At 59.6% G+C, this 25,543-nt stretch carries 20 protein-coding genes and 2 pseudogenes; 7 read left to right on the top strand and 15 right to left on the bottom strand.

Annotated features, from left to right (window positions below; all coding sequences use genetic code 11):
- Nucleotides 1-7: 7 nt before the first annotated feature.
- The 5 genes from AB4N98_RS22380 to AB4N98_RS22360 all read left to right on the top strand — a co-directional run bounded on the left by AB4N98_RS22380 (nt 8) and on the right by AB4N98_RS22360 (nt 5,290).
- Nucleotides 8-1,276 (top strand): Zn-dependent hydrolase, encoded by a 1,269-nt coding sequence (locus tag AB4N98_RS22380; protein ID WP_017527011.1) that lies wholly within the window; start codon nt 8-10, stop codon nt 1,274-1,276.
- Nucleotides 1,273-2,667, top strand: coding sequence for an amidase (locus AB4N98_RS22375; protein WP_068937412.1), 1,395 nt, complete (start codon nt 1,273-1,275; stop codon nt 2,665-2,667). The genes AB4N98_RS22380 and AB4N98_RS22375 overlap by 4 nt, the downstream gene beginning before the upstream one ends.
- Nucleotides 2,668-2,752: 85 nt before the next feature.
- On the top strand, nt 2,753-3,265 hold the full coding sequence (locus AB4N98_RS22370; RefSeq protein WP_068937411.1) for a DUF2846 domain-containing protein: 513 nt from the start codon (nt 2,753-2,755) through the stop codon (nt 3,263-3,265).
- Nucleotides 3,266-3,363: 98 nt separating this feature from the next.
- On the top strand, nt 3,364-4,227 hold the full coding sequence (locus AB4N98_RS22365; RefSeq protein WP_017527008.1) for a LysR family transcriptional regulator: 864 nt from the start codon (nt 3,364-3,366) through the stop codon (nt 4,225-4,227).
- Between the two features lie 58 nt (nt 4,228-4,285).
- Complete coding sequence (locus tag AB4N98_RS22360; RefSeq protein WP_460148921.1) at nt 4,286-5,290, top strand: LacI family DNA-binding transcriptional regulator; 1,005 nt, start codon at nt 4,286-4,288, stop codon at nt 5,288-5,290.
- Here the strand turns inward: AB4N98_RS22360 and AB4N98_RS22355 are convergent.
- From AB4N98_RS22355 to AB4N98_RS22310, 10 genes are all read right to left on the bottom strand, one after another.
- Nucleotides 5,287-6,012, bottom strand: coding sequence for an SDR family oxidoreductase (locus tag AB4N98_RS22355; RefSeq protein WP_065877585.1), 726 nt, complete (start codon nt 6,010-6,012; stop codon nt 5,287-5,289). The genes AB4N98_RS22360 and AB4N98_RS22355 overlap by 4 nt on opposite strands.
- 52 nt (nt 6,013-6,064) lie before the next feature.
- Nucleotides 6,065-7,597, bottom strand: coding sequence for an FGGY-family carbohydrate kinase (locus AB4N98_RS22350; protein WP_017527005.1), 1,533 nt, complete (start codon nt 7,595-7,597; stop codon nt 6,065-6,067).
- A gap of 2 nt (nt 7,598-7,599) precedes the next feature.
- A complete protein-coding gene (locus AB4N98_RS22345) occupies nt 7,600-8,679 on the bottom strand; it encodes an alcohol dehydrogenase catalytic domain-containing protein (RefSeq protein WP_065877588.1) in 1,080 nt (359 codons plus the stop codon).
- 25 nt (nt 8,680-8,704) lie between these two features.
- Nucleotides 8,705-9,697, bottom strand: coding sequence for an ABC transporter permease (locus tag AB4N98_RS22340; protein ID WP_017527391.1), 993 nt, complete (start codon nt 9,695-9,697; stop codon nt 8,705-8,707).
- Nucleotides 9,663-11,171 carry a sugar ABC transporter ATP-binding protein gene (locus AB4N98_RS22335; RefSeq protein ID WP_068937409.1) on the bottom strand — a complete coding sequence of 503 codons (1,509 nt, stop codon included), beginning with the start codon at nt 11,169-11,171 and terminating at the stop codon, nt 9,663-9,665. Before AB4N98_RS22335 ends, AB4N98_RS22340 begins: the two co-directional genes overlap by 35 nt.
- Nucleotides 11,172-11,234: 63 nt before the next feature.
- Nucleotides 11,235-12,158 (bottom strand): substrate-binding domain-containing protein, encoded by a 924-nt coding sequence (locus tag AB4N98_RS22330; RefSeq protein ID WP_065877592.1) that lies wholly within the window; start codon nt 12,156-12,158, stop codon nt 11,235-11,237.
- 202 nt (nt 12,159-12,360) lie between these two features.
- Entirely contained in the window at nt 12,361-13,812 is a 1,452-nt protein-coding gene (locus AB4N98_RS22325) for a hypothetical protein (protein ID WP_065877595.1), read from the bottom strand.
- 114 nt (nt 13,813-13,926) lie between these two features.
- Nucleotides 13,927-14,988 carry a lipocalin-like domain-containing protein gene (locus tag AB4N98_RS22320; protein ID WP_065877597.1) on the bottom strand — a complete coding sequence of 354 codons (1,062 nt, stop codon included), beginning with the start codon at nt 14,986-14,988 and terminating at the stop codon, nt 13,927-13,929.
- Nucleotides 14,978-17,440 (bottom strand): ABC transporter permease, encoded by a 2,463-nt coding sequence (locus AB4N98_RS22315; protein WP_460085470.1) that lies wholly within the window; start codon nt 17,438-17,440, stop codon nt 14,978-14,980. The genes AB4N98_RS22320 and AB4N98_RS22315 overlap by 11 nt, the downstream gene beginning before the upstream one ends.
- A gap of 1 nt (nt 17,441) precedes the next feature.
- The gene (locus tag AB4N98_RS22310; protein ID WP_017526998.1) at nt 17,442-18,110 is read right to left on the bottom strand and encodes an ABC transporter ATP-binding protein; all 669 of its coding nucleotides are present in this window, start codon (nt 18,108-18,110) and stop codon (nt 17,442-17,444) included.
- A gap of 276 nt (nt 18,111-18,386) precedes the next feature.
- Here AB4N98_RS22310 and pmrG point away from each other — a divergent pair, with 276 nt between their 5' ends.
- Together pmrG and arnT are read left to right on the top strand one after the other, a co-directional pair.
- Nucleotides 18,387-19,061: a lipopolysaccharide core heptose(II)-phosphate phosphatase PmrG gene (gene pmrG / locus AB4N98_RS22305; protein ID WP_026067206.1), complete on the top strand. Its 675-nt coding sequence runs from the start codon at nt 18,387-18,389 to the stop codon at nt 19,059-19,061.
- 188 nt (nt 19,062-19,249) lie between these two features.
- On the top strand, nt 19,250-20,932 hold the full coding sequence (gene arnT, locus AB4N98_RS22300; protein WP_460148920.1) for a lipid IV(A) 4-amino-4-deoxy-L-arabinosyltransferase: 1,683 nt from the start codon (nt 19,250-19,252) through the stop codon (nt 20,930-20,932).
- Here arnT and AB4N98_RS22295 read toward each other — a convergent pair.
- From AB4N98_RS22295 to AB4N98_RS22275, 5 genes and pseudogenes are all read right to left on the bottom strand, one after another.
- Nucleotides 20,904-21,613: pseudogene (locus tag AB4N98_RS22295) on the bottom strand (ATP-binding cassette domain-containing protein). The gene arnT and the pseudogene AB4N98_RS22295 overlap by 29 nt on opposite strands.
- Nucleotides 21,613-22,357 (bottom strand): annotated as a pseudogene (locus tag AB4N98_RS22290) (ABC transporter permease). Before AB4N98_RS22290 ends, AB4N98_RS22295 begins: the two co-directional pseudogenes overlap by 1 nt.
- A gap of 8 nt (nt 22,358-22,365) precedes the next feature.
- Nucleotides 22,366-23,559: a YcaO-like family protein gene (locus AB4N98_RS22285; protein ID WP_460148919.1), complete on the bottom strand. Its 1,194-nt coding sequence runs from the start codon at nt 23,557-23,559 to the stop codon at nt 22,366-22,368.
- Nucleotides 23,546-24,346 carry a SagB/ThcOx family dehydrogenase gene (locus AB4N98_RS22280; protein WP_068937406.1) on the bottom strand — a complete coding sequence of 267 codons (801 nt, stop codon included), beginning with the start codon at nt 24,344-24,346 and terminating at the stop codon, nt 23,546-23,548. The genes AB4N98_RS22285 and AB4N98_RS22280 overlap by 14 nt, the downstream gene beginning before the upstream one ends.
- A complete protein-coding gene (locus tag AB4N98_RS22275; protein ID WP_460063616.1) occupies nt 24,343-25,200 on the bottom strand; it encodes an McbB family protein in 858 nt (285 codons plus the stop codon). The genes AB4N98_RS22280 and AB4N98_RS22275 overlap by 4 nt, the downstream gene beginning before the upstream one ends.
- Nucleotides 25,201-25,543: the final 343 nt, after the last annotated feature.

Here is a 25,543-nt window from a genome sequence, read left to right as displayed (position 1 = left end):
ATTGCAGATGAATAGTTTTGCGCAACCGCTCAAGAGCAATGCCCCGCTGATCAACCGCGACCGCCTGTGGCAATCGCTGATGGACCTGGCGCAACTGGGCGCCACGGTCAAAGGCGGCGTGTGTCGCCTGGCCCTCACCGACCTGGACCGCCAGGCCCGTGACCTGTTTGTGCAGTGGTGCGAGGCCGCCGGGTGCAGCGTCACCGTCGATGCCATCGGCAATATCTTCGCCCGCCGCGCGGGACGTAACCCGGCCCTGCCGCCGGTGATGACCGGCAGCCATATCGACACCCAACCCACCGGCGGCAAGTTCGACGGTTGCTACGGCGTGATGGCCGGGCTGGAGGTGATCCGCACCCTGAATGACTTGAAGATCGAAACCGATGCGCCGATTGAAGTGGTGGTGTGGACCAACGAAGAAGGCTCGCGCTTCCCGCCGTGCATGATGGGCTCCGGGGTGTTTGCCGGGAAGTTCGACTTGCAGGACACCCTCGACAAGCGGGATGAACAAGGCCTGTCGGTGGGCGCCGAATTACAGCGCATCGGTTATGCCGGTTCACGTGCGGTGCTGGGCCACCCGGTCGGTGCGTACTTCGAGGCACACATCGAGCAGGGCCCGGTGCTGGAAGACCAGGCCACCACCATCGGCGTGGTCATGGGGTGCCTGGGCCAGAAGTGGTTCGACCTGACCCTCACCGGTGTCGAAGCCCACGCCGGCCCAACACCGATGCACCTGCGCAAGGATGCCCTGGTCGGCGCCGCCGAGGTGGTCAGCGCGGTCAACCGCATCGCCCATCAACAACAACCTCACGCCTGCGGCACGGTTGGTTGCCTGGCCCTGCACCCCGGCTCGCGCAATGTGATTCCCGGCCAGGTGCACATGACCCTCGACTTGCGCCACCTGCACGCCGACAAACTGCAAGCGATGGTCGATGAAGTGCGCGGCGTGATCGACGCCACCGCCCAGCGTCACGGCCTGAGCGTTGAGCTGACCCCTACCGCCGACTTCCCACCGCTGGATTTCAACCCGGCTTGCGTGAAAGCCGTGCGTGACGGCGCCCAGGCGTTGGGCTTGAGCCATATGGATATCGTCAGCGGCGCCGGGCATGACGCGATTTTCGTCGCTGAGTTGGGGCCGGCCGGGATGATCTTTGTGCCCTGCGAAGGCGGCATCAGCCATAACGAAATCGAGAATGCCGCGCCGGATGACCTGGCGGCCGGTTGCGCGGTGCTGCTGCGCGCCATGGTCAATGCGGCGCAGGGGGACCTGGCATGAGCGAGATAGGCCAACTGACAGCGGTGCAACTGCTGGAGCATTTTCGCAACAAGACCTTATCGCCGGTGGAGGTCACCGAAGATGCGTTGCTGCGTATCAAGCGCTACAACCCGGTGGTCAACGCTTATTGCCACGTGGACCCGCAAGGCGCGCTGAACGCCGCACGCGCCTCGGAGCAGCGCTGGTTCAAGGGCGAGCCGTGCGGTGCGCTGGACGGTGTGCCGGCTTCGATCAAAGACCTGACGCTGACTGTCGGCATGCCCACCCGCAAGGGCTCGCGCACCACCTGCGCTGCAGGCCCGTGGGACATCGATGCACCCTTCACAGCCTTTATGCGCAAGGCCGGCGCGGTGCTGCTGGGCAAAACCACCACCCCGGAATTCGGCTGGAAAGGCGTTACCGACAACCCCTTGTACGGCATCACCCGCAACCCGTGGAACACGCGTACCACCGCCGGCGGATCATCCGGCGGTGCCGGCGCGGCGGCGGCGCTGAACCTGGGCGTGCTGCACCAGGGCAGCGATGCCGGCGGCTCGATCCGGATCCCGTGCGCGTTTACCGGCACGTTCGGCATCAAGCCGAGCTTCGGCTATGTGCCGCAATGGCCGGCCAGCTCCATGACGATCCTGTCGCACTTGGGCCCGATGACGCGCACGGTAGAAGACAGTGTGTTGATGCTGCAAACCGTGGCGCGGCCGGATGCGCGGGATGGTTTGATCGGAGCGCCACGCAGCACGCCGTGGTTATCGCACGCGACGGACTTGAAGGGTGTGCGTATCGCCTACAGCCCCAACTTCGGTTACATCGACGTTGACCCGCAGGTGGCCGAAGTCGTCGCCCGGGCGGTGGAGGGCCTGGCGCAGCTGGGCGCTCATGTCGAGCAGATCGACCCCGGTTTCAGCGACCCACAGCAGGTATTCAGCACCCTCTGGGCCGCCGGCGCCGCACGCCTGACCCGCACGATGAGCGACGCCCAAAAACAGCTGTTGGACCCCGGCCTGCGGCGCATTGCGGAGCGTGGCGAGCGGTTGAGCCTGGATGATTTCAACACGGCCCTCGAAGCTCGCGCCGCGTTGGTGGCAAAGATGGCGGCGTTCCACCAGCACTACGATGTGCTGGTGTCGCCGATGATGCCGATCACCGCGTTCGAGGCCGGGCATAACGTACCGCCCGGCTCGGGCCTGCAGGAATGGACCGAGTGGACGCGGTTCACCTACCCCTTCAACCTCACCCAGCAACCGGCGGCGTCGGTGCCGTGCGGCTTGGCGGCGAATGGCTTGCCGGTGGGGCTGCATGTGGTGGCGGCGCGGTTTGCCGATGAGCAGGTGTTGAGGGTGTGCCAGGTGTATGCGCGCGCTTTTCCAACCCGACATTTGCAGGCACCGGTCTGACGGATAACCGCCGTGCCTTCGGCATGCGCTGACGCCTGGCTCAGTGCTATTCTCGCGCCCCCAACGTTTTCAGGAGTTTTATGCAATGCCAAGAACACTCACACGGATAGGTCTTTTCTTGGCGCTGGCCTGCTTGCAAGGCTGCGCGCATACCGACCCACTGCTGGGGCAGCCCTACTTCACCGCGCCGGCCCAAACCGCCAACGACAAGGCAACCGTTTACTTCGTGCGCGAGTATCGCCTCATGAGCCCGCAGTTCACCACCGAAGTCCATGTGGACGGCAAGAGCCTTGGGGAACTGCCTACCGGAGGCTACTTCAAGGTTGACTTGCCCGCCGGCGTGCACCGCATCAGCTCCAACAAAACCTCAATCCTCACCGACGAAGCCACGCGTCAGTTTGACTTGCCCGTCAAGGCCGGCCAGAGCTACTTCGTGGTGGACCAGGATTTGTGGGCAGAACCCAAGGACGGTTTCACCCTGGGGGAGATGAACAACAATCGCTATCGAGGCGCCATGCACTATTTTCGCTGGGCGCTGCTGCCTACCGATACTGCGCAGACATTCATGCCCAAGTACCGGCTGGCCAAGTCTGAATAGAACCGTCCCTGTTAGCCCGATAACCGCCCCTCCCACATTTTTGACTGCATTCCAGTTCCTAGCCTTTACACTGTCGCCCATTCTTCCCAGGGGGCTTCATGGACATCGAACTGGCACGCACTTTCCTTGAAATCAGCCGTTGCGGCAGCCTGGCCGCGGCGGCCGAGAAACTGCACGTCACCCAGACCGCCATTACCGCACGCGTCAAAAACCTGGAAAACCAATTGGGCTGTACGCTGTTCGTGCGCAACCGCGCCGGCGCCCGGCTGACGGCCGACGGCGAGGCGTTTGTGGTATACGCCAACCAATTGCTGCAAACCTGGGAAGCCGCGCGCCGCGACCTGCCGTTGCCCGATGGCTATCGCAATGTGCTGCATATCGGCGGCGAGGTGAGCCTGTGCAACCCGTTGATGCTCGGCTGGGCCCAGGCCCTGCGCGAACACATCCCCGGGCACGCCCTGCGCACGGAAATCCGCGAAGGCGAATACCTGCTGCGCCAACTGGAACTGGGTGTGCTCGATGCCGCACTGGTGTTCCAGCCGCAATACTGGCCGGGGTTGCAGGTGGAGCAAGTGCTGGAAGAAAAACTGATCCTGGTGCAGTTGGTGAGCAAGCCGGAGCCCTACGTGTACATCGATTGGGGCCAGGGCTTTCGCCAGCAGCATGACGCCGCCCTGCCCGACAAGGCCCGCGCCGCCGTGAGCTTCAACCTGGGGCCACTGGCGTTGCAGTACATCCTCGAACATGGCGGCGCGGGCTATTTCCGCACACGCGTGGTGCAAAGCTACCTGGACAGCGGCGTGATGCGGCGCGTGCCCAAGGCGCCGGAGTTCAGTTTCCCGACGTACCTGGTGTACTCGCGGGCACGGGATTCGGCGGTATTGCAGCAGGCGCTGGAATTGCTGCGCGGGGTGGTCAAGGCCGAAAGTGACTGGTCACAGCGCTGGGACCCACTGATTTGAATCACTGTCAGTCGCCGCGCATGCTAGCCTGCGCGGGTGTCCTCTGGCAGCCTTACCGATGAACAAGAAAAAGTCCGTCACCATCAGCGACATCGCCAAACGCGTCGGCATGACCACCATCACCGTGTCCCGGGCGTTGAGCAAACCTGACCTGGTCAAACCCGCCACACTGGCACGCATCCTGGAAGTGGCGCGCGAACTCGACTACGTGCCGAACGCCTTTGCACGCGGGCTCAAACGCAGTGAAAGCCTGATCATCGGCGTGATTACCGCGTCAGTCGACAACCCGTTCTACAGCGAGATGATCAAGGCGATTTCCCGCGAGGCCAAACAACACGGCTACACCATCATGCTGGTGGACACCGATGAGTTGGAGGAACTGGAAAGCAAAGCGGTCGATACGTTATTGGGCTACCGCGTGGCGGGGATCATCCTGTCACCGGTCTCCGACGAGCCGAGCTACCAACCCGACTACCTGGAGCGCCTGCGCAACGGCAAGACCCCGGTGGTGCTGCTCGATCGCACCCTCCATGACAGCCCGTTCAGTCGCGTGGTGCTCGACAACTACCACAGCGGCATCCAGGCTGCGCAGTACCTGTTGCGCCAAACCCCCGCCCTCAAGCACCTGCTGGTGCTCACCGGCCCCGCGCATTCGCGCATCACCGTCGAACGCCTCAAAGGCCTGCGCGAAGTGCTGGCCGAACATCCACAGGTACAGGTGCACGTGCAAGCCGGCGACTACACGCTGATGCCCTCCTACCTGCACACCCTCGACTACCTGGCCGAACATCCGGCGCCGGACGCGATCATGGGCTTCAACCAGTTGATCACCCTGGGCGCCCTGCGCGCCCTGCGCATGCACAACATTCCCCATGACAGCCTGACCATCTGCGGCGTCGACCGCCTGCCGTTCGCCGATATCTTCGGCGTGCCGATCGCCTGCGTGGCCCACGATGCGTCCCTGGCGGGCAGCAGCGCGGTACGCCTGCTGCTCGATCGCCTGCAAGATCCGTACAAACCACGGGACAAAGTGGTGATCGCCGGCAAGCTGGAGAACGGCTAGCGGCTGGTGTAACCACCGTCGATCGGCAGGCTCACGCCGCTGATCATGCTGGCGGCATCGCTGAGCAGAAACAACACCGGCAGCGCCACTTCCACGGTCTCGGCAAAGCGCCCCAGTGGGATCGCCGCCAGCGCCGGATCGCGCTTGGCCGGGTCGGACCAGGCCATGGTGGCCATGGGCGTGAGGGTGACGGTGGGGTTGACGCTGTTCACGCGGATGCCAAAGCGGCCCCATTCGGCGCACTGCACACGGGTGATCGCATCCAGCGCGGCCTTGGAGGCGCAGTAGCCGAGGTGCTCGTCCAGCGCCACCAATGACGCCTGGCTGGAGACGTTGACGATGCTGCCGGCGATATGCGCCTGGATCATGTTGGCCGCCACACGGCTGGCCACCTGCGCGGCGGCGCGGGCGTTGACCTGCATAACCTGGTCAAAGGCCTCGGCACTGATGGCGGCGGCAGGCTCCAGGCGCGAGATACCAGCGCAGTTGACCAGGCCGTGCAAGGGCGGCAAGCCTTGCAGGGCCTTGTCGAGGGCGGTGCTGTCGGCGATGTCCAGGCACAGGGTGTGACAGCCCAGTTGCGACAGGGCCTCGGCGTCGCGGCCAAGCGCAAAGACTTCGGCGCCGCTGGCGATCAGTTGCCGGGCAATTTCGCGGCCGATGCCACTGCTGGCGCCGGTGACGAGAATGCGCTGGTGGGTGAAGTCGAAGGTTGCGTTCATGATCACTTTTCCATAGGCGATAAAGTTACCCACATTTTTGGACCGTGTTGATTTAGGTAGTTTGCAGGTTGTGCATGATCGGCCTCAGGGCTGGATACAACTTCACATACTCGGCGAAGACCCGGTCATACACCTCGGCGTTCTGCGCCTTGGGTTCGGCGCGCAACGCCAGGTGCACCCAGCCTTTGTCCATCGCCTCATCACTCACCCACCCCACCGCGTGCGCCGCCAGCAGCGCCGCGCCCAAGGCCGCCTCGACTTCCTGAACAATGGTGTACACCGGTAACCGCGTGACATCCGCGATGATCTGCATCCACAAATCCGAGCGGCTCGCGCCCCCCACCACGATCAAGCGTGGGTCCAGTGAGTGCGCGCCGCGAGTACCCGCCTCGATGTTATGGCGCAGGGCAAAACTCACCCCCTCCAATACCGCGCGGTACAGGTGGATACGGCTGTGATACAGGTTCAGGCCAACAAAACTGCCACTGGCGCGGTCGTCCCACACCGGGCTGCGCTCGCCCATCAGGTAGGGCAGGAACACCACCCCTTCGCTGCCCGCCGGAATATTCATCGCGCTCTGTTCCAGCAGTACCAGGCTGTCCAGGCCGCGGGCCTTGGCCTGTTGTTCCTCGGCCTGGCAGAACTGTTCGCGAAACCAGCTCACCGACGCCCCTGCGGTAATCGCGCCGCCGAAGATGTACAGGTCCCGATGACCGTTGTAGACGTGGGGCATGCTGACCAAGCCGTGACGCGCATCCACCTGCTGGTTCAGGTAGCCCCAGCACATACTGGTGCCGATCATCGCCACGTGGTTGCCCGGCTGCGTGACGCCGGCGGCCAGCGTTGCCATGGCTGCATCCACGCCCCCGGCAAGCACCGGGGTGCCCGCCTGCAAGCCCAGGCGGGTGGCCCAGCCGTCAAGCAAACCACCGACGACGTCGGCGCCATACAGCAGGCGCTGCGGCATCATCGCCAACGGTATGCCCAGCTCGGCCAGCAGTGCTTCGGACCAACCCCGCGCCGCCACATCGTAGACCCCACCGATATTGCCGGCACTGCTATGGTCCACCGCCAGCTCACCCGTGAGGCACCAGTTGATGTAACTGTTGGGCGGCAGCAAGTAGCGGGTGTTCGCCCAGACCTCGGGCTGGTGCTGCTTGAGCCAGAGCATCTTGGTGAAGCCGTAATAACTGTCCACCGAGTTGCCGGTGATCCTGAACAAGCGCTCCAGGTCCACATGCTCGCGTACCCACGCCACCTGCTCGCCGGCACGCCGGTCCATCCAGATCAGGCACGGGTGCAGCGGCGTCATCTGCGCATCCACCGGGATGCCCGAGCCGCCATACAGGCTGCTGATGCACAGCGCCTTGACCTGCCCCGCCGCCACCTCGGCCTTGGCCATGCACTGCGCCACGCAGGCCTCGACGGCATCCAGCCAGACCTGCGGCCATTGCTCGGCCCAGCGCACCTTGGGGGTATCCACGCGATACCCCTGGCTATGCTGGGCGATGATCGTGCCTTGAGCATCCACCAGCAGCGCCTTGGTACTTTGGGTTCCTATGTCCACACCCATCACGTAATGCATGATCAGCGCACCGGCTTGAGCAGCACCTTGATCGACTTGGTCGAATTGGCCAGTTCGAAAGCCTCGGCAAAGTCATCCAACGGGAAATCATGGGTGACAATGCCCTTGGACGTCACCAGCCCGCGTTCGAACAGGTCGATGGCGATCGGGTAGCAATACGGCCCGAGGTGAGCGCCGCGTACGTCCAGTTCCTTGCGGTCGCCGATGATCGACCAGTCCACGCTGGTCTCGGCGCCAAACACACTGAACTCGACAAAACGCCCAAGCTTGCGGATCAGCTCCAGACCCTGGGTAACGCCGGCCGGCACGCCGGTGGTCTCGATGTAAACGTCGCAGCCATAGTTGTCGGTCAGGCCATTGATGATCTCGCGGGCATTCTCGCGGGCCGGGTTGATCACCACGTCGGCGCCGAATTTTTTCGCCAGTTCCAGGCGCTCGTCGACCATGTCGATCACCACCAGTTTCTTCGGGGTTTTCAGCGCCGCGACCTGCACCATGCACAGCCCGAGGGTGCCCGCACCGGCGATCACCACCACATCGTCAAGCTGGATATCACCACGGTTGACGGTGTGGATCGAGCAGGCCATCGGCTCCACCAGCGCCGAGTCTTCCAGCGACACCGCCGCCGGAATCTTGTGCACGATGGCGGTCTTGGGAATGCGCATGTACTGCGCCATGCCGCCTTCGGCCACTTCACGCTGGAAGCCGAAGATGTTGTGCACTTCACACATCCAATACTGACCCGACTTGCAGAAACGACACTTGGCGCACGGCACGATCTGCTCGGCGATGACCTTGTCGCCCACCTGCACCTCGAAGTGTTCCTCGGCGCCCTCGCCCACTTGCTCCACATAGCCGAAAAACTCATGGCCCGGTACCACCGGCGCCTTGACCCATGGGTTGTCGCCGCCCCAGAACATCGCCGCGCCCGAGTGGCACTTGCAGTCACTGGCGCAGATGCCGCACGCGGCGATGCGGATCACCAGTTCATTGGGGCGCGCCTGCGGTTTGCCGATGCGTTCCAGGCGGTAGTCTTTAGGGCCGTGGCAGACGACGGCTTGCATTTGGGTGTGCTTGTCCATGATGGTTGACCTATATGAGAGGAGTTTATTTATGGCGCTGACGGCTGATAAAAATCGCCAGCAAAATGATCCCGCCCTTGATCACGCTCTGGACGTAGGGCGACACGCCGAGCATGTTCAATCCGTTGTTCAAGACGCCGAGCAGCATGGCGCCGAGCAAGGTGCCGACGATCACCCCGCGGCCCCCGGCAATCGACGCACCGCCGAGTACCACGGCGGCAATCGCATCCAGCTCGAACGACACACCGGCATTGGGCTGGCCACTCATCAAGCGCGAGGTGAGCACCAGCCCGGCAATCGCGGCGGTCAGGCCGCTGATGCCGTACACCAGCAACTTGAAGCGCGCCGCGCGCACGCCGGACAAACGCACGGCTTCCTCATTGCCGCCGATGGCGTAGATGTAGCGGCCGACGCGGGTGTGTTGCAGCAGCACGTAGGCGGCCAGGTAAGTGATCAGCATGATCAGGATCGGCACCTGGATGCCGAACACGCTTTCGCGACCGAAGAAGGCAAACCAGTCCGGCAGGCCGGAAATCGGGTAGCCGTCGGTGTACATCAGGCCCAGGCCCCGGGCGATGCCCATGGTCGCCAGGGTGACGATGATCGGCGGCATGTGCAGGTAGGCCACGAATAAACCGTTGCCGATGCCGAAGGCCACGCCGATCAGCATGCCGGCTCCAATCGCCAGCCCCGGTGGCAGCCCCGCGACCATCAGCCCGGCCGTCAGCGTGCCGGACAACGCCATCACCGGCCCTACCGATAAATCGATGCCACCGGTGAGAATCACGCAGGTCATGCCCACCGCAATAATCGCGTTTATCGACACCTGCCGGGCGATGTTCGACAGGTTGCTGGCGGTCAGGAACGTGTCGCTGGCGAGGATCATCACCAGGGTCACCACCACCAGCCCCACGAACGGATAGAACGCCGGCGAACGCACCAGCCGCGCCAGGTTCAGGCGCAGCCGAGCGGTGTCGGCGCGGTTAATGGACGTATTCACTTGAGCCCCCTGTTGCATGGCGCATGACCTCTTGAGGATTGACGGCGGACGCTTCCAGGACCTTGACGATCGCGCCTTTGTGGAACACGGCGACGCGGTCGCACATGCCGATGACTTCGGGCAGTTCGGAGGAAATCATGATGATCGCGTAGCCCTGTTCGGTGAGGCTGCGCATCAGCGCGTAGATCTGTGCCTTGGCGCCCACGTCGATGCCGCGCGTGGGTTCGTCGAACACCAGCACGTCGCAGTGGTGGTTGACCCAACGCGCGATCACCACCTTTTGCTGGTTGCCGCCACTGAGGTTGAACACCCGGCTTTCGCCGCTCGGGGCCTTGATCGACAGCTGCTTCATCAATGCCTCGACGCTGGCGCATTCCTTGGCCTTGTCGATCAGGCCACCGGCGTTCTGGTACTTGGGCAGGTTGTTCAGGGAGATGTTTTCGCGAATGCTGAAATCGGTGATCAGCCCTTCGCTCTTGCGGCTTTCCGGCAGCAGGCCGATGCCATGGGCCAGTGCCTGGGCCGGGTCGTCGAGGCGGATTTTTTCACCGCGCAGCCACACCTCCTTGCTCACCGACGGCAGCGCGCCGAGCATGCCCAGGGCCAGCTCAGTGCGGCCGGAGCCGACCAGGCCGGCAAACCCGAGGATCTCGCCCTGGTGCAGTTGGAAGCTGTTATGCGGGCCGTTGCGCACCAACTGGATGTCCCTGACCTCCAGCAATAACGGACCGCGCCCGGTGCCGGGCTTGGGCGGGAAACTGCATTCCAGGCGGCGGCCTACCATCATTTCCACCAGGCGGTCGATATCGCTGTCGGCCACATCGGTGACGCCCACGTTAGCGCCGTCGCGCAGCACGCTGATGCGGTCGCAGACCTGGAAAATCTCTTCCAAATGATGGGAGATAAAAATCACCGCCACGCCCTGGCGCTTGAGTTCACGCATGATCTCGAACAGCAGCTCGGCCTCGCTGGGCGTCAGGGTCGCGGTGGGTTCATCTAGCACCAGCAAACGCGCATCCAGCGCCAGGGCCTTGGCGATTTCGACGAACTGCTGCTCGGCCACGCTCAAATGCTCGACCGCGCAATGCAGGTCGATGCTCACGCCCAGGCGCTGGAACAATGCCTCGGCGGCCGCGACCATCTCACGCTTGCGCAACAGGCCGAAGCGGTTGCTCAGCTCGTGGCCGAGGAAGATATTTTCCACTGCCGTGAGATAGGGAATCAGGCTGAATTCCTGGAACACGATGCCGATTCCGGCGGCAATGGCGTCGCGGTAAGTGGCGAAACGCTGTGCCTGGCCATCGATGAGGATCCGCCCTTCGTCCTGGTGCTCGACGCCGCCGAGGATCTTCATCAGGGTCGATTTGCCCGCGCCATTTTCGCCGAGCAAGGCATGGATCTCGCCGCGCTCGACTTGCAGGTTGATGGACTTGAGGGCCTGCACCCCTGGGTAACGCTTACAGATATTTTCCAGCTTCAGAAGACTGCTCATGCCGCCGACCTCTCGCTCAGAAGGAGCCCCAGGCCCCACGCCTTCCGTGGGGCCATGGGCGGTTTACCAGCTGAAGTCCTTGGCCTTGGCCTGGTCGATCAGAGTGATGTCCACCGGAATAGTGGCGGGCACTTGCGCGCCCCACTTCTTGGCCAGGGCAACGCCCAGGGCCAGGCGGATCTGGTCGCGGGGGTACTGGGCCGAGGTGGCGATGAATTTGCTGCCGGGTTTCTGGATCGCCTTGATCGCTTCCGGCGCGCCATCGACACTGACCAGTTTCACGTCCAGGCCACTGGCTTCGATGGCCGACAGGGCACCGAGGGAGCCGTTGTCGTTGACGCTGAAAATGCCCTTGAGGCCGGGTTGGGCCTGCAACATGTTTTCGGTGACGGTCAGCGCCTGGTCACGCTCCTGCTTGCCGTTCTGGATGCTCACGACCTTGATGCCAGGGTGCTTGGCCACGGCCTCTTTGCAACCGCGCACACGCTCCAGGATCGGCACCACGGCAATGCCGTCGAGGATCGCGATGTTGCCTTTGTCGCCAATGTTTTTAGCCAGGTATTCACAGGCCTGGAAACCGGCATCGAAGTTCTTCGAACCGACGAATGAATCCAGAGGGCCTTCGGCCTGGGCGTCCACCGCCACCACCACGACACCGGCGGCGTGAGCGGATTTGACGGCCGATTGCACGCCGACCGAATCGGTGGGGTTGATCAGCAGGATATCGATGCCTTTTTGCAGCATGTCTTCCACGTCGCTGACCTGCTTGGACACGTCGTGGCGGGCGTCGGTGATGATGAGTTTCGCACCGATGCTCGCGCCGGCTTCTTCCAGGGCGTTTTTCATGGTGACGAAATAGGGGTTGTTGATTTCCTGGAATGACGCGCCGATGCGGATCGGCTTGGCGGCGTCGGCAAATGCCGGTGCAACGGTGCCGAGGGTGATGCTTACAGCCAATAAACACAGGGTTTTCGGGAGCATTTTCATGGCGTGGGTCTCTGTTTTGTTTTTATTTTTAGAGCAAATGTTATCGTTAACATTTTGCGAGAAGCTAGCAAGGAAATCCCGGGCGTGCAAGCCCCCGTTGGTCGTACCGCCTGCAAACAGCCTCTTGGAGAGGTGCGCATAACAGGCGCAAAAAAAGGGGGCAGCCCTATGGACTGCCCCCCGCCTCACTTGCATGAATCAGTTAGCGCACGATGGTCTGGCTGCAAATATGACCCAGGCTAACGTATTGCACGATATTGCCACCTACCCCGACACCCACGCCTGGGAATTCCTTGAGTTCAATCCGCCAGCCGCCGTCGTTGAACCAGGTTCTCCAGTTGTAGGTCTGGCCGGACGAACTGTCCGGGTAGATCGCGTTGTGGTCACCCGAGCAGGTACCCAGCGCGACATTGCCCGAAGCTGCCCCAGTGATGCCGGTGGTGGCCTCGTAATTGACAAAGTTATAGGCGCCGCTGAACTGCTTATCGACCCGCAATACCGGGGTGACGCCGCGCAGGGGTTCGCCGGTACTGTCAGACCATTGCGTGCTCCAGCTCAGGTTGCGGGCCGCCTGGGTGGCCAGTTGGAAAATCGAACTGGGGATGCGCACCACATTGTCGCCAATCACGTCGTACTGGTTCAGGCGGGGTGCCGAACCCAGCGTCAACTTGTAGTGCGCCTGGGGGTTCAATGCCACCGCTGGGTTGGCGCGCACGCGAACCTTCACGGTATAGCCCACGGGCACGCTCGGGTAGGTCGAGGTATTTTCCGGCTGGACCACTATCCAGTTATTCCCATCAAACCGTTCGAACACCCACTGGTTGCGCGCGCCTGTGCTTTCTTCATCCAGGTACACGGCCACGCCTTGACCGCGCAGCGAAGTGAAGTCGAAGTAATCGACATCGTTGACGGAGTCGATGTTGCCCGTCACCTGGTTCAGCGCATCCGGCAAGGCAAACGCGGTTTGTGCGGTGTCGTTGGGCTCGAAGGCATCGATGTTGCTGTCCACCGCCACACCAAAGCTGAACTGTGCGTTGCTCGCGGTGTTCGCCACCATGTACCAGTAGTAGTCACCGGCCGGCATCACACCGTTGAGGTACTCATCGGCATTGCCGGCGGCGTCGGAAGTGCCCAGGGGCGTCAAATTACCCTGGCCGTCATCGTGGAACAGCGTCAACGACATGTCCGTGCCGGCGCTCTGGTTCAGCAGTTGCACCTGAATGCGCGCGTTTTTCGGCAGGTTGAAGTGATAGGCGATTTGCGCACCGGTTTCCACACCGCTGACGGTGTACAGCGTATTGATATCCAGGGTCGGGAACAGCGGCGTGAACGCAGCAATCGCCGAGCCTTTCAGTTGCGCCGGGTCAGCTGTGTTCAATGCATCGACCTGCACGTCAACCGGCGCGCCACTGACTGCGGCCTTGCTCTGCGCTGGCTTCGAATTGCCGGCCATCGCCGCCTTGAGCTTTTGCTTGAGCGCGGTTGAAACTTGGGTTGTTTCCAGCTTGCCGCCGGATTTTAGCGCTTTGTCCACGGCCAGCCTGACCGCTTCGGCGCTGAGCTTCTGAGGGTATTGCTCGGCCAGGGCAAAGGCCGACACGAAGCAGGAGGCCGCCATGGCCGCGCCCAACATAAAGGCTTTTTTCGATTTCATTTTTTATCCATCCATAGTTAAAAACTGAAGGTCAGGTGACATCCGGTCACCTGGGATGGAATCTAGCCAACAACTGTATGCATGTCCAGTATTTTTGTAGGAAATTTTACCTATTCAATACCCGGTCATTTCCAGATACCCCACCCCGCCGTCAAACCGCACCGGCCCTTCCCAATAGGGAATGCTCAGGTTCATCCAGGCGTTCGGGTTGACGGCCTCAGGGCTGATGTCCAGCTGTTTGCCCGGAATTTTAAGCGACCAGCGCGTGGGCATGTTGCGCCCCTCGATGGCCGTGGTTGCCAGCGGCGCAAGTTGAATATTGGCGTTGTGCAACGTCTCGGCGTGGCCTTGCGGGTCGATCCAGGTGCCGGTGAGGTAACCGGCGCCGTCCTGCTGGCGCACACGGAACAACATCAGTTGCGCCCCGCTGTCCAGGTGCAGGGAGAACCAGTCCCAACCGGTTTGGCTGGCGCTCAAGGGTTGGCTGCTCCATTCGCGATCCAGCCAGGCAGGGCCCGTGACTTGGTACACCTTGCCATCAATGCTCAGGCTGCCGCTGGCGTTGAAAAACGGCTGGCTGTAGTAGTACGACGCCTGGCCCAGATCGGATTTTCGGCTGTAGCCGTTGGCGCCTTGCAGCACCAGCGGGCGGCTGGAGGTCAGGTGCAGATCGTAGGCGAATTGCGCACCGCCGGCCTTGAGTTGCATATCCGCCAACGCACTGGCGGCGCCGGGGCGGCTGGCAAAATTCCAATCGTCGATCCAGGCGTTGAAGGGCACCGCCTGGGCACCGGCCTGGCCGACGCCGCCACGGGCCAAACGTTCAGCGGCGTAGTGGCGAGTGGCGCTGGTGACGGCGGCGTGGCCGAGCCACACGGTGGAGTCATGCCAGCCCGCTTGCGTCGGCCCGGGCTTGAGGGCATTGCGGAACAGCGTCCATTGCACCCCGAATACGTTGCCCTGTGCGTCCTTGAGGTTGGCGGTGACGTACCACCACTCGATCCGAAAACCGTCATGGGGGCCGTGGTCGTCTGGAAAGCTGAACACCTTGCCCGGCACCACCTGGGCAAAGTCCGCCGCATCATTGCCCAGGCCCGCGAAGCTCTGCGCCGGCGCGGGGGCTTTGTCGCAACCGGCCAGCAGCAAAGCGGCGCACAACAACGCTTTAACCTTCATGGGCAAACGTCCTCAACAAGTCTGCCGGACGGCTGCGGTACAGCTGCCACAGTGGCCACGCCGATGCCAGCAATGTCGCCAGTAACGCCAGCCCGAGCAGTTGCGCCAACTGCCACGGGAACACCTGCAACGGCAGGCGCCAGCCAAAGGCTTGCACGTTGATCACCGCATCCAGGCACCACGCCAGCAGCAGGCCCAGCGGCACCGCCAGCACCAGGGTGAGCACCGCCAGCAGCCAGGTCTGCCCCAGGTTCAGCAGCATCAATTGCCGGCGCGTCACGCCCAGCGCCCACAGCGGTGCGAGTTGGCCCAGGCGGCTCTGGCTCTGGGTCAACAGGCTGATGAACAGCGCTACGCCGGCCACGCCCAACGTCAGGCTATTGAGGGCCGCGGTGGCGGCGAAGGTGCGCTCGAACACTTGGCTCGACCAGCCTTTGAGTTGCTGCTGATCGATGATCCGGCTGTCCTCCAGGGCAAATGCGCGCTGCACTTCACGCACCAGCGGCGCCACGTCGGGCGCGGCGACACGCAGGTTGAAGCGTGCCGGCGAGAGTGTCGGCCAATGCGCCAGCAGGTGCTGCGAATTGACCAGTATGTGGCCCTTGGGGTTGCCGTAGTCGGCGTAGATCGCCACGACTCTGGGCGACCATACACCTTGCGCTGTTGGGATAGGGAGCACATCCCCCAGTGTCACTGAAAGGCGACGCGCCAACTGCTCGCTGAGCATCAGCGTGTCGTTTGTGTGCAATTGGTCCCACGGCTGGTCTACAGCCTCCAACAACGGCCAATGCTGACGATAAGTAGGGTCATCGACCACCCCGAACAGGTCCGCCGGCCAACCCTGTATTTGCACGGCGACTTGCCAGGTGGGGAGCACCGCCCTTACCCACGGCTGTTGCGCCAGCCAGCCGCCGAGCTGTTCGGCCTGGGCCGGGGTTTGCGGGTTGAGGTACAGCTCGGCGGTGAGGCGTTGTTCCAGCCAGTTGTTGAAGGTATGGCGAAAGCCCGATGTCATCGAACCCGCGCCGATATTCGCGGCCAGGGCCAGCAGCAGAGCCATCAAGGCCAGGCTCAGCGCCGGCAACTGCTGGCGGCAGTCGGCGAGAAACCATTGGCCGAGCACTGAGCGGCTGCGCCCGAGCACGGCGTTGAGCACGCCATTGAGCAGCACCGGCAAACCGAGGGCCGCGCCAAGCAGCAACGCCGCCATCAGCACAAAGCCGGCCGCCAGGCTATCGCCCAGCCACAGCGCCAACAGTGCGATCAGCAGCGCGGCCGCCGCCACCCCACCCTGGCGTTGCAACCAACGGCCATGGGCCTCATGCCACGCCTGGTCGTTGGCCAGCGCCAGCAATGGCAAGCGCGCGGCCCGCCACAGGCTGCTTGCGCCGGCAAGCAACGCGCCGAGCAGGCTCAGGCCCAACCCCGCCAGCCACCACCCCGGGCTCAGGCTCAATTGCCCCGGCACTTCGGCGCCATACAAGCCGCGCAGGCTGGCGGCCACATCCGGCAGCAACAGGCTGGCCAGCCCGTAGCCGCTGGCGACGCCGAGGATGCCCCCGAGCAGCGCCAACGCGGCCAACTCCACGCCCAGGCTGAAGATCAAACGCCGCGCACTGACCCCACAGGCACGCAAGGTACGCAGCAGCCCGCGCCGTTGTTCCAGGGCCAGGCCGATGGCGGCGTGCACGATAAACAGCCCCACCACAAACGAGAGGAAACCCAAGGCGTCCAGGTTCAGGTGAAAGCTCTCGGTGAGGCGCGCCAGGTTATTGTCCTCGGCCTGGCGCAGTTGCAGGTCGGTGGGCGGCGTGGGCTGGCCGGCGGCGAACGCCTTGTCTACCAGCAGGCGCGACAGTCGCCCGGGCATGTCGAGCAGCGGTTGGGCGAAGCTGATATCGGTCAACAACAGGCCGGGCGCCATGTCCGCCTGGGCTTGCAGGGGCGGCAGGCGCTGGCCATTGAGCGTCAGTGGTTGCATGCCTTCCTGCAAACCCAGCGACCGCAAGGTCTGCGGGGCAACCCAGGTGCGTCCCGGCGGGTCAAAGAAGGCCAGCAGTTGCGCCTGGCTCAAGCGTTGCCCCGCCACTGTCGCGCTGCCGGGCAACGACAACGGCTCGATGCCCATCAATTGCAGGCGCACATCCTCATGGCCCTGCAACTGCACCCGCCCTTGCACCACCGGCGACACCGGCCAGCCGGTGCGGCGCAGTTGCGCAAACAACCCCTCGGGGAAACTCGCCGAGTCCGCAGCGCTGAGGCTGGCCTGGGCTTCGCCGCCGATCAACTGGCTGGCGCGCGCGTAGCTGTCGCGAGCCTGGCTGTTGAGGGCCTGCACCCCGGTCAACAGCGCCGTGGCCAGCCACAGCCCGGTGAGCACGCTGAAAAACTGCACCGGATGGCGTCGCCAATGGCTGAGCAACGCGCGTAGCGTCCAATAAAACACCGCCATCTCAGCGCGCGTCCGCAGGCACGATATGGCCATGATGCAACACCACCTGGCGGTCCAGCCGCGCCGCGATGCGCGGGCTGTGGGTGACCATCAACAGGCTGGCGGCGCTGTCCCGCAGCAGGTCCAGCAGCAGTTGCAGCACCTCGTCGCTGGTAGCCTCATCCAGGTTGCCGGTGGGCTCATCCGCCAACAACAAGCCGGGCCTGGATGCCAGCGCGCGCCCTACGGCGACGCGCTGTTGCTGGCCGCCCGAGAGTTGTTCCGGGTAGCGCTTGAGCAAATCGCCCAAGCCCAGGCGCTCGACCAGATGCGCCTGCCAGTGCGGATCAAAACGCCCCGCCAGCCGGGCCTGGAACGCCAGGTTGTCGTCGACACGCAAACTGCCGATCAGGTTGAACTGCTGGAACACCAGGCCGATGTCGGTACGTCGCCACTGGGCCAGTTGCGCTTCGCTCATCTGGTCGAGGCGCTGCTCACCCACCTGGATGCTGCCGCGGTCCACTCGGTCGAGCCCCGCCACCAGGTGCAACAACGTGCTCTTGCCGCTGCCCGACTCGCCCATCAACGCCAGGCTGCTGCGCTCGGCCAAGTGCAGGTCGACCCCCGACAGCACCGCCAATGGGCCTTGGGGCGTGGCATAGCTTTTAAACACGGCGTGCACCTGCAACATGACAACACTCGTTTGATGGGGGGCAATCGAGGATAACGGCTATGTATTGATCCTACGCAAATTTTTCACATGGATTTCACCGGTTGCCCACTCCCCCCGCTTTAAATTACCGGTCAAGCGCCACGCGTCGGCAACTTGTTAGTTACAACGCCTGGCAACTTTTTTAACCGCCACGTGTTCAGCGAAAAGACAGCAGCCCTATGACAGCCTCCTGTTTCACTGCGGCGAATAGCCGACACGTTGCGCCAAACAAATACAACATTGCCAACAGCGCCCATGGTGAATGAAGTGGTTGACCTTACCCTGACCAAACCACGTTCGCGCCGGGCTTTTTCCAAGCGCCTGCAACGGCTGTGGCTAGGCATTAGCGTGGTCACCTTGCTGCTCGTGTGCAGCCTGCTGTGGCCGGCGTCCCCACGGAACCTGGGGGTGGGCGATCGTCTCCTGACCTCGCAAGTGATCCCCCTTTGGCGCGACGGCGAAGTGATTGTGCTGGTGCGCCATGAAGAGCGCTGCGACCGTTCGAGCAACCCGTGCCTGGGCCCGCTCGAAGGCCTCACGATCAACGGCAGCCAACACGCGCAGACACTCGGCAACGCCTTTAAATCGCTGGGCATGGCCCAGAGCGACGTGCTCGCCAGCCCCGCTATCCGCACCGCCCAGACTTTGCGCTTCATGTTCGACAAACATGAGCTGACCTCCGGCGAGAGAGCCGTCTGCGGCGCAGCCATGGGCGAAGAATTGCTGCGCTACAAACAGCCTGGGCGCAACCTCGTATTCATCACCCACAGCGGCTGCATCGCCGACTTCGAAACCAGCCTGGGCTTCCCTCGCGCCAGGTTCCCCGAGTACGGCAGCGCACTGTTCGTACAGGTTTTGCCCAATGGCAAATTCAAGACCCTGGGCATCATGAATAACCCCGACTGGCCCGCTGCCCTCAAACAATTCTAAGTCATCGCGCCAACGCGATTACCGCCCATGTTCAGCAAAAAGACAGGCCTGTTCTGGCATGTTTAATTGCGCCTTTTAACTAAGAACTTCATGACTTATTCACGTTATTCAATAAACGCTGTGAACACTTGCGTGATGACTTCATCGCTTAAAAACCTCAACTTTGAACGTCAAGGAGCGACGTGTTCGTGAACCGTTTAACCCCCCTGCCGGTGCTGCTCTTGGCTCTCGCCGCGTTTTATCTATTACCCCTGGGCCTGCACGGTTTGTGGACCCCGGATGAAACTCGCTACGCCCAGATCAGCCAGGAGATGCTCCAGAGTGGCAACTGGGTGGCGCCGCACTTCATGGGCATTCGCTATTTCGAAAAACCGGCCGGCGGCTATTGGCTGATCGCCCTGGGCCAGGCCGTGTTTGGCCAGAACCTGTTCGGCGTGCGCATTGCCTCTGCGCTCACCAGTGGCTTGAGCGTGCTGCTGGCCTACCTCATCGCCCGCCGCCTGTGGAACGACCCGCGCAAAAGCTTCGCCTGTGCCCTGCTATACCTGAGCTTTGGCCTGATCGCCGGGCAGGCCGGGTATTCGAACCTCGATCCGCAGTTCACCTTGTGGGTCAACCTCAGCCTCGTGGCATTGTGGTTTGCCCTCGACAGCAGCACCCCACGCAGCCGCCTGGGGGCTTGGGCCGTGTTGGGGTTTGCCTGCGCGATGGGTTTCATGACCAAGGGCTTCCTGGCCGGGGCGCTGCCGGTGTTGATCGCGCTGCCGTACATGCTCTGGCAACGGCGCCTGGGCGAGTTGCTGCGCTATGGCCCGCTGGCGATCTGTGTCGCGGTGCTGGTGTGCTTGCCGTGGGTGCTGGCCATTCACAGCCAGGAGCCGGACTTCTGGCGCTTCTTTTTCTGGAATGAACACATCCGCCGCTTCAGCGCCGACAACGCGCAACACGTGCGACCGTGGTGGTTCTTCCTGCCGATCATCGCCGTGTCCTGCCTGCCGTGGGCCGGGTTGCTGCCCAGCACCCTGCGCGCCACCTGGCAGCAGAAACGCCAGCCGGCCATCGCTTTCCTGGCGCTGTGGCTGTTGCTGCCGCTGGTGTTCTTCAGCCTGAGCAACGGCAAGCTGCCAACCTACATCATGCCGTGCCTGCTGCCGCTGGCGTTGCTGATGGGGCATACCTTGAGCGACCTGCGGCGCCTACGCCAGGCCCGCACGATCTGCCTCAATGGCCTGCTCAACTTCGTGATCGGCATGGCGGCCATGGTCGGCCTGATCTATCTGCAAATCGCCAGGCCCGTGTACAGCAACAGCCACGCCGAGATGTTCAGCCTGTCCCTGGCGTTTATCGTGTTGCTGGGGTGGATACTCACCAACCTGCTGCAAGCCTTTCGCCCGTTGACGCTGTGGGCCATGCCGGTGCTGGGTATCGGCCTGTTGGTGATTCTGTTGCCGGCGAGCATGCCGCAAGTGATCGCCGATAACGAAATGCCCGACACGTTCGTCTCGGAGCATCAGCAAGTCCTGCAACAGACCCACGCCCTGCTTAGCAACGACCTGAGCCTCGCCGCCGCCCTCGCCTGGCGCCTGCAACGCCCGCAAGTGGCGTTGTATGACACCGAAGGCGAGCTGCGCTACGGCCTGCAATATGCCGATTCGGTCCACCGCAAGATCGACCTGGACCAGGTGCAAGCCTGGCTCAAGGACGCCCGCCAACAGGGGTCGGTCGGCGTGCTGATACGCGTCGGCAGCACCAGCGAAATGCGCGAGGCCGGGCAACTGCCACCGGGGGGCAAGCGCTATTACAAAGGGGCACTGGAATTGATCGTGTATCCACAACTCCCCCTCACGAACGCAGGCTCGCCGCATGAATAAACGCCTCATCCAGGCTCTTGGCCTTGTACGCACTCATAAAGCCTTGCGCATCATTGAAACGATTGAAGCGCCGCTGGCTGAGCATGTAGAAGTCATCGCAGTGCGTGACGATCTCATCGACGTTATGCGATGAAACCAGCACCGCGACACCGTCTGCCGCCGCCCCCTCCAGGCATCGCCAGATGTGGTAGCGAAACTCGGGATCTACACCTGCGGTGGGCTCATCCAGTATCACAATGTCAGCATTGGCGCAGAGCAGCGACAAGGTGAAAAACCAGCGCTTTTCTCCGTAGCTGCAGAGGGAGGACTTTTTGTTCCAGAGTTCGCAATACCGCTGCGCAATGCCTGGGCTCCATTTTTCGATTTGATTGAGCGCGTGCTCTTGCGTGACCTTCGTTTCTGAGCAAAAAAGCATGACCATCTTGAAAATGTCGAACATGCGCAACACAGCGGGCGTGCTGATGACTTGCGAGAGGTAAAGCAGCTTCGAAAAAGAGTTGTTTATCTCGCCGCCATGCCTTTTTTCAGGCCACACATCACGTCAAAAAACGTGGTTTTACCGGAACCGTTAGGACCCAGCAGACCAGAGATCGAACCTGCCTCAACCTCCAGCGAGGCGTTATGAAGCACGGTATGCGATGCATATCGAACATCAAGCGAGTCCACAATGAGCCGCGCCATTAGTAACGACTCCAAACGGGATTAATCAATAAAAAGCGAAACATCAGCCCCCATGAAAGTACGAGACAAACCACCACCACCACAACAACCCACCCGCACTCCGTCACGCCAACCAACATAACTCTATTTGCCCACCACATCGGATTAAAAAACCGGACCAAGGCAAGCGTTGAGTTTAAGGAGCCGATACTTACGATTCCAAGCGCCAACATCCCAAGGGACAACATGGAGAAAACCGTACTCGCATTCTGAAAGCCCACTGGGACCAGGGTTAACAAAAGCGAAGGTATGGAAAACAGCAGAAAACACACATAAAACCGCCCGACGACAACGAGATACTCGGCTATATCTACCGCGCCAAACGAATAACGTGTCAGCAGGTAGAACACAGAGCAATACAGGATTGAAACAATCGAATACGCGAGAAACTGCCCGGCAAGGAAAATAACCTTCGTGCGACCTGTATAGACAAAAGACCGCAGAAAACCGCTCTCTCTGCGACCCACGATGTAAAACGCCAGCCCGAACAACGCAACACTTGATGCGACAAAAGCGTAGAACCATGAAGTGTTCGACAAATAATCGCCAGCCCCCCCCCATCACTGGCGCCCTTGTGTAGGCAATCAGGTAATAGGTAACGACCGGAGAAATCACTGTCCAAAACAATGCAACAGGTTCTTTTAACTGTTCTTTGATAAATAACAGCGCTAACAAAACAGGCTTCGACAGGGCGTACGGGGTCATGATTCACCTCATGGAAACGGAACCATTTTTTCTAACCGAGACTGGAGTATTGAAGATTTAAACCCTTTAGAGTACTTATTGATCGAATTAAAGTTTCTTGAATTATTCATATGAAGAAATAAATCAGGAGAAATAAATTTAACAAAAACGCCTCCCCCTCCATCAACCCCTCCAATTGTTGAATAAAAATATCCAGCAACATCCATTCGCCTCAATACAAACAAGAACTCAGAAACGGTGAAATCCTGCAAAGACCTACAACCTCCGCACTCTACAACATCGGTAATCTCTTGGTAGGTCTCGTAAACATTGCAACCTAGAAAGTAACGTATATATGAATCTTCAAGCATTTTTTCTTCAGAATCAGTTGCCTTGAATAAATTCATAAAACGAAAAGTCTGCCATAACTCCAGCAAAGACTTCTGCATAGCCACCGCCAATTCCGACGCATAAGCCATTCCTGCGCAATATTTTACGTAATGATTAATGTTCTTTTGCCCATATACAACCAGTACGCAAAACCCTGGAAATCTAGTATCAGATATATCTAAAAATGTAATTTCTCCTGAAGCCGCCAGAGCTTTATAGAGTTGCCGAACGGATTGCCCCTTCAATAACTCGCCCGTCTCAACAGTAGAGATTCGAGAGCAGCATTTCTTCGTGAGCCAGAACCTAACAAGAAATTGACGCTCCAGATATTCCTTTATTGCTCCTAAGAAGGCAATATTGGGATTCCAGTGAAAGCTGCATCCACATGTATCCCGAAGAGGATAAAGCAAGCTATCCTCACCTAGACTATGCGATGACAGTGAAATACAGGCAGTAGGGATAAAACACTTGGAAAAGTCTGAAGACCTGATCACTTCACTTAAAGCGAACTCATGCTTCTCAATATCAGAAATGGACATTTTTTTAGATGCCGTCTGAACGAATGCTCTTGCAAAGCCAAGAACCTCACGCCCCGATAAAAACTCACTCAGACGACCACTCCTTCTTGAAGTAACTTCTCTATAAAAATGACGGCGCTCAAAATATTCTCCCAAAGCAGTTTTAACCGAATTTGAGCCTCCTCCAACACCGTTCCCATTCACCGAGAGGAAATCTGAAACCTCGGCAGAGTGAGGTAAAGTGAGAATACATGCAGGTTGAAAAAGGAGGGTGCCGGGCAAATCAGGCTTATGCATTAGATTAATAAGTTTCATTTTGCCTACCTATAAAATGAACGCATACTGGGAAGAACAAAGCTGGATTTATTCCTAGAGCCCTACAAAGCATCGTATCGGTATATGCAGACCATAGTCTACACGCCAGCCCCAAAGATTTAGCTTGCAGTTCGACGAGCATGTAAATTGAACCAATCTCCATCAGTGCCATCCGGTACCCGCGATACCGATACTTGAATAAATTTTTAGGCATATAGATTGCGTAAATGAGCGCCAAGCTTGGCGTTCCAATATTATTAAACGAGGACAACAGCGCCGCTTTTAGTTCTTCAATATCAGTTTCAATTTGCATCACTTCAAATTTACGTGACCGGGGGAGTAAGTGAAGGATTTTTCCGGCACTGGGCCAATTAGAGTTTTCCTCAGTAAGCGAACAGAGGAAAATTTCCGCAGGGTAAAGCGCTCCCGCGCTTGGATATCCTCGCTTGTATGAGTCCTGGCTCTTTGAAAGTAAAGGACACATTAGTTTTTCAACGTCAGAAAATTCTAAAGGCAACGGTAAAAAATGCTCACACGACTCATTTCTACACAACGATTCTTCTCTGTTATCTTGGGGCAATTTTATTGTTAAATCCAGATCCGGATAAAAAGCCAGCTCATTCCCAGTCAATTGGGCCAAATGCTTTTCATCCAAACGATGAAGAATGGTACGATCTTTGAACGCCTTATGAAAAATAAAATTCCCTTTATAATGAAACTCTAGCACATCATCATACACTGAAGAATTTATAAATCTGAGATAGTAATCATGTGGAATATTTTTCATCCCTCCACCCTCAAGCAATCACACATATACCAGTGAGAATTAGATTCTTCGAAAAGCTGACCGTCTTTCAATTGAAGATATGAGCTATACAGAACGTCATCTTGATACTTACATCCGTCGTTATGCTCAGTGAAGAATTTTATCTTTCTGATAACTGCACCGATAACGATCATTTCCTGATAAAGACTCAGCGCTTTAGCAGGAATCCCTACACGTCGACTTTTGCAAAAAGCTAGGGCACTTGACCAACTGTTCTTTGCCGGGGCTATCGACTCATTATTAATTAATCTATCCACAGCACAGAAATGACAAGGATTTCCTATTTCCTGAATGTAAGGCTGACCAATACAAAAAACACTGCCCATCTGCCAACAGACGCTTATAGCGCTCTTTGGCGATGCATGCGCAAGTTTAAAATATAAGCTTCGGATACTTTCATAATTATATGAATGGCACAACAAGACAATAAAGCACTTGAACGGCCGTACCGCTTCAACCAGTTCACTTGAGAATGACTTAAATTCCAAGCAACCAGATAACTCCTCACCAAATAGGGCCTCAATATCAACCTGGCCTTTCCACTCATGAACCACTATCGTCTTTTCAAAATATATCTCATCAATACATTTGAACGGAATAATTCTTTCTAAAAAATCAAACGCATCACTTTGAATCAACCCATTTTCCGCGAGCAATTCATCTAACTCAATTTTCGTCATTACGTTCGACAATTTTAACTTTCGAAGCACATTTAGCAGAGGCTGAGAATGGATTTTTGAAATCCCGACATCAGACACTACAAGACTTTCCGTTTCAAAGTTTAAAATTTCATAGCTGGGTATGATTATATTCATCGAACGATCTCCTGTAGAGGTTTTCTGGCAAACCAGAAAACCTCATTAGGTGAGTGGAGACTGAATCTATTCATCCGCAGCTGGATGCTCCGCTATCGAATTATGGCAGCCACCACTTCCTCCATTACATCCTCCGCCACCACCACATCCTCCGCTCCCCCCGCACCCGCCTTGGCTCCCAGACCCTCCGGCGTTATCTACATAAGGGTTGAACCCATACTCACTTTCGAAACTAAAAACAAACTCTCCAAACTCTTCAATGTTCATTTCAACTCTCCACTTTTTTATTTACAACTCTGACCTCCAATCGCTTATCAACAAGCGACAAAACCAAATCTAGCCG

It is taken from the genome of Pseudomonas sp. S3_E10 (assembly GCF_054667615.1).
This window is presented reverse-complemented; position numbering and strand designations above follow the sequence as displayed.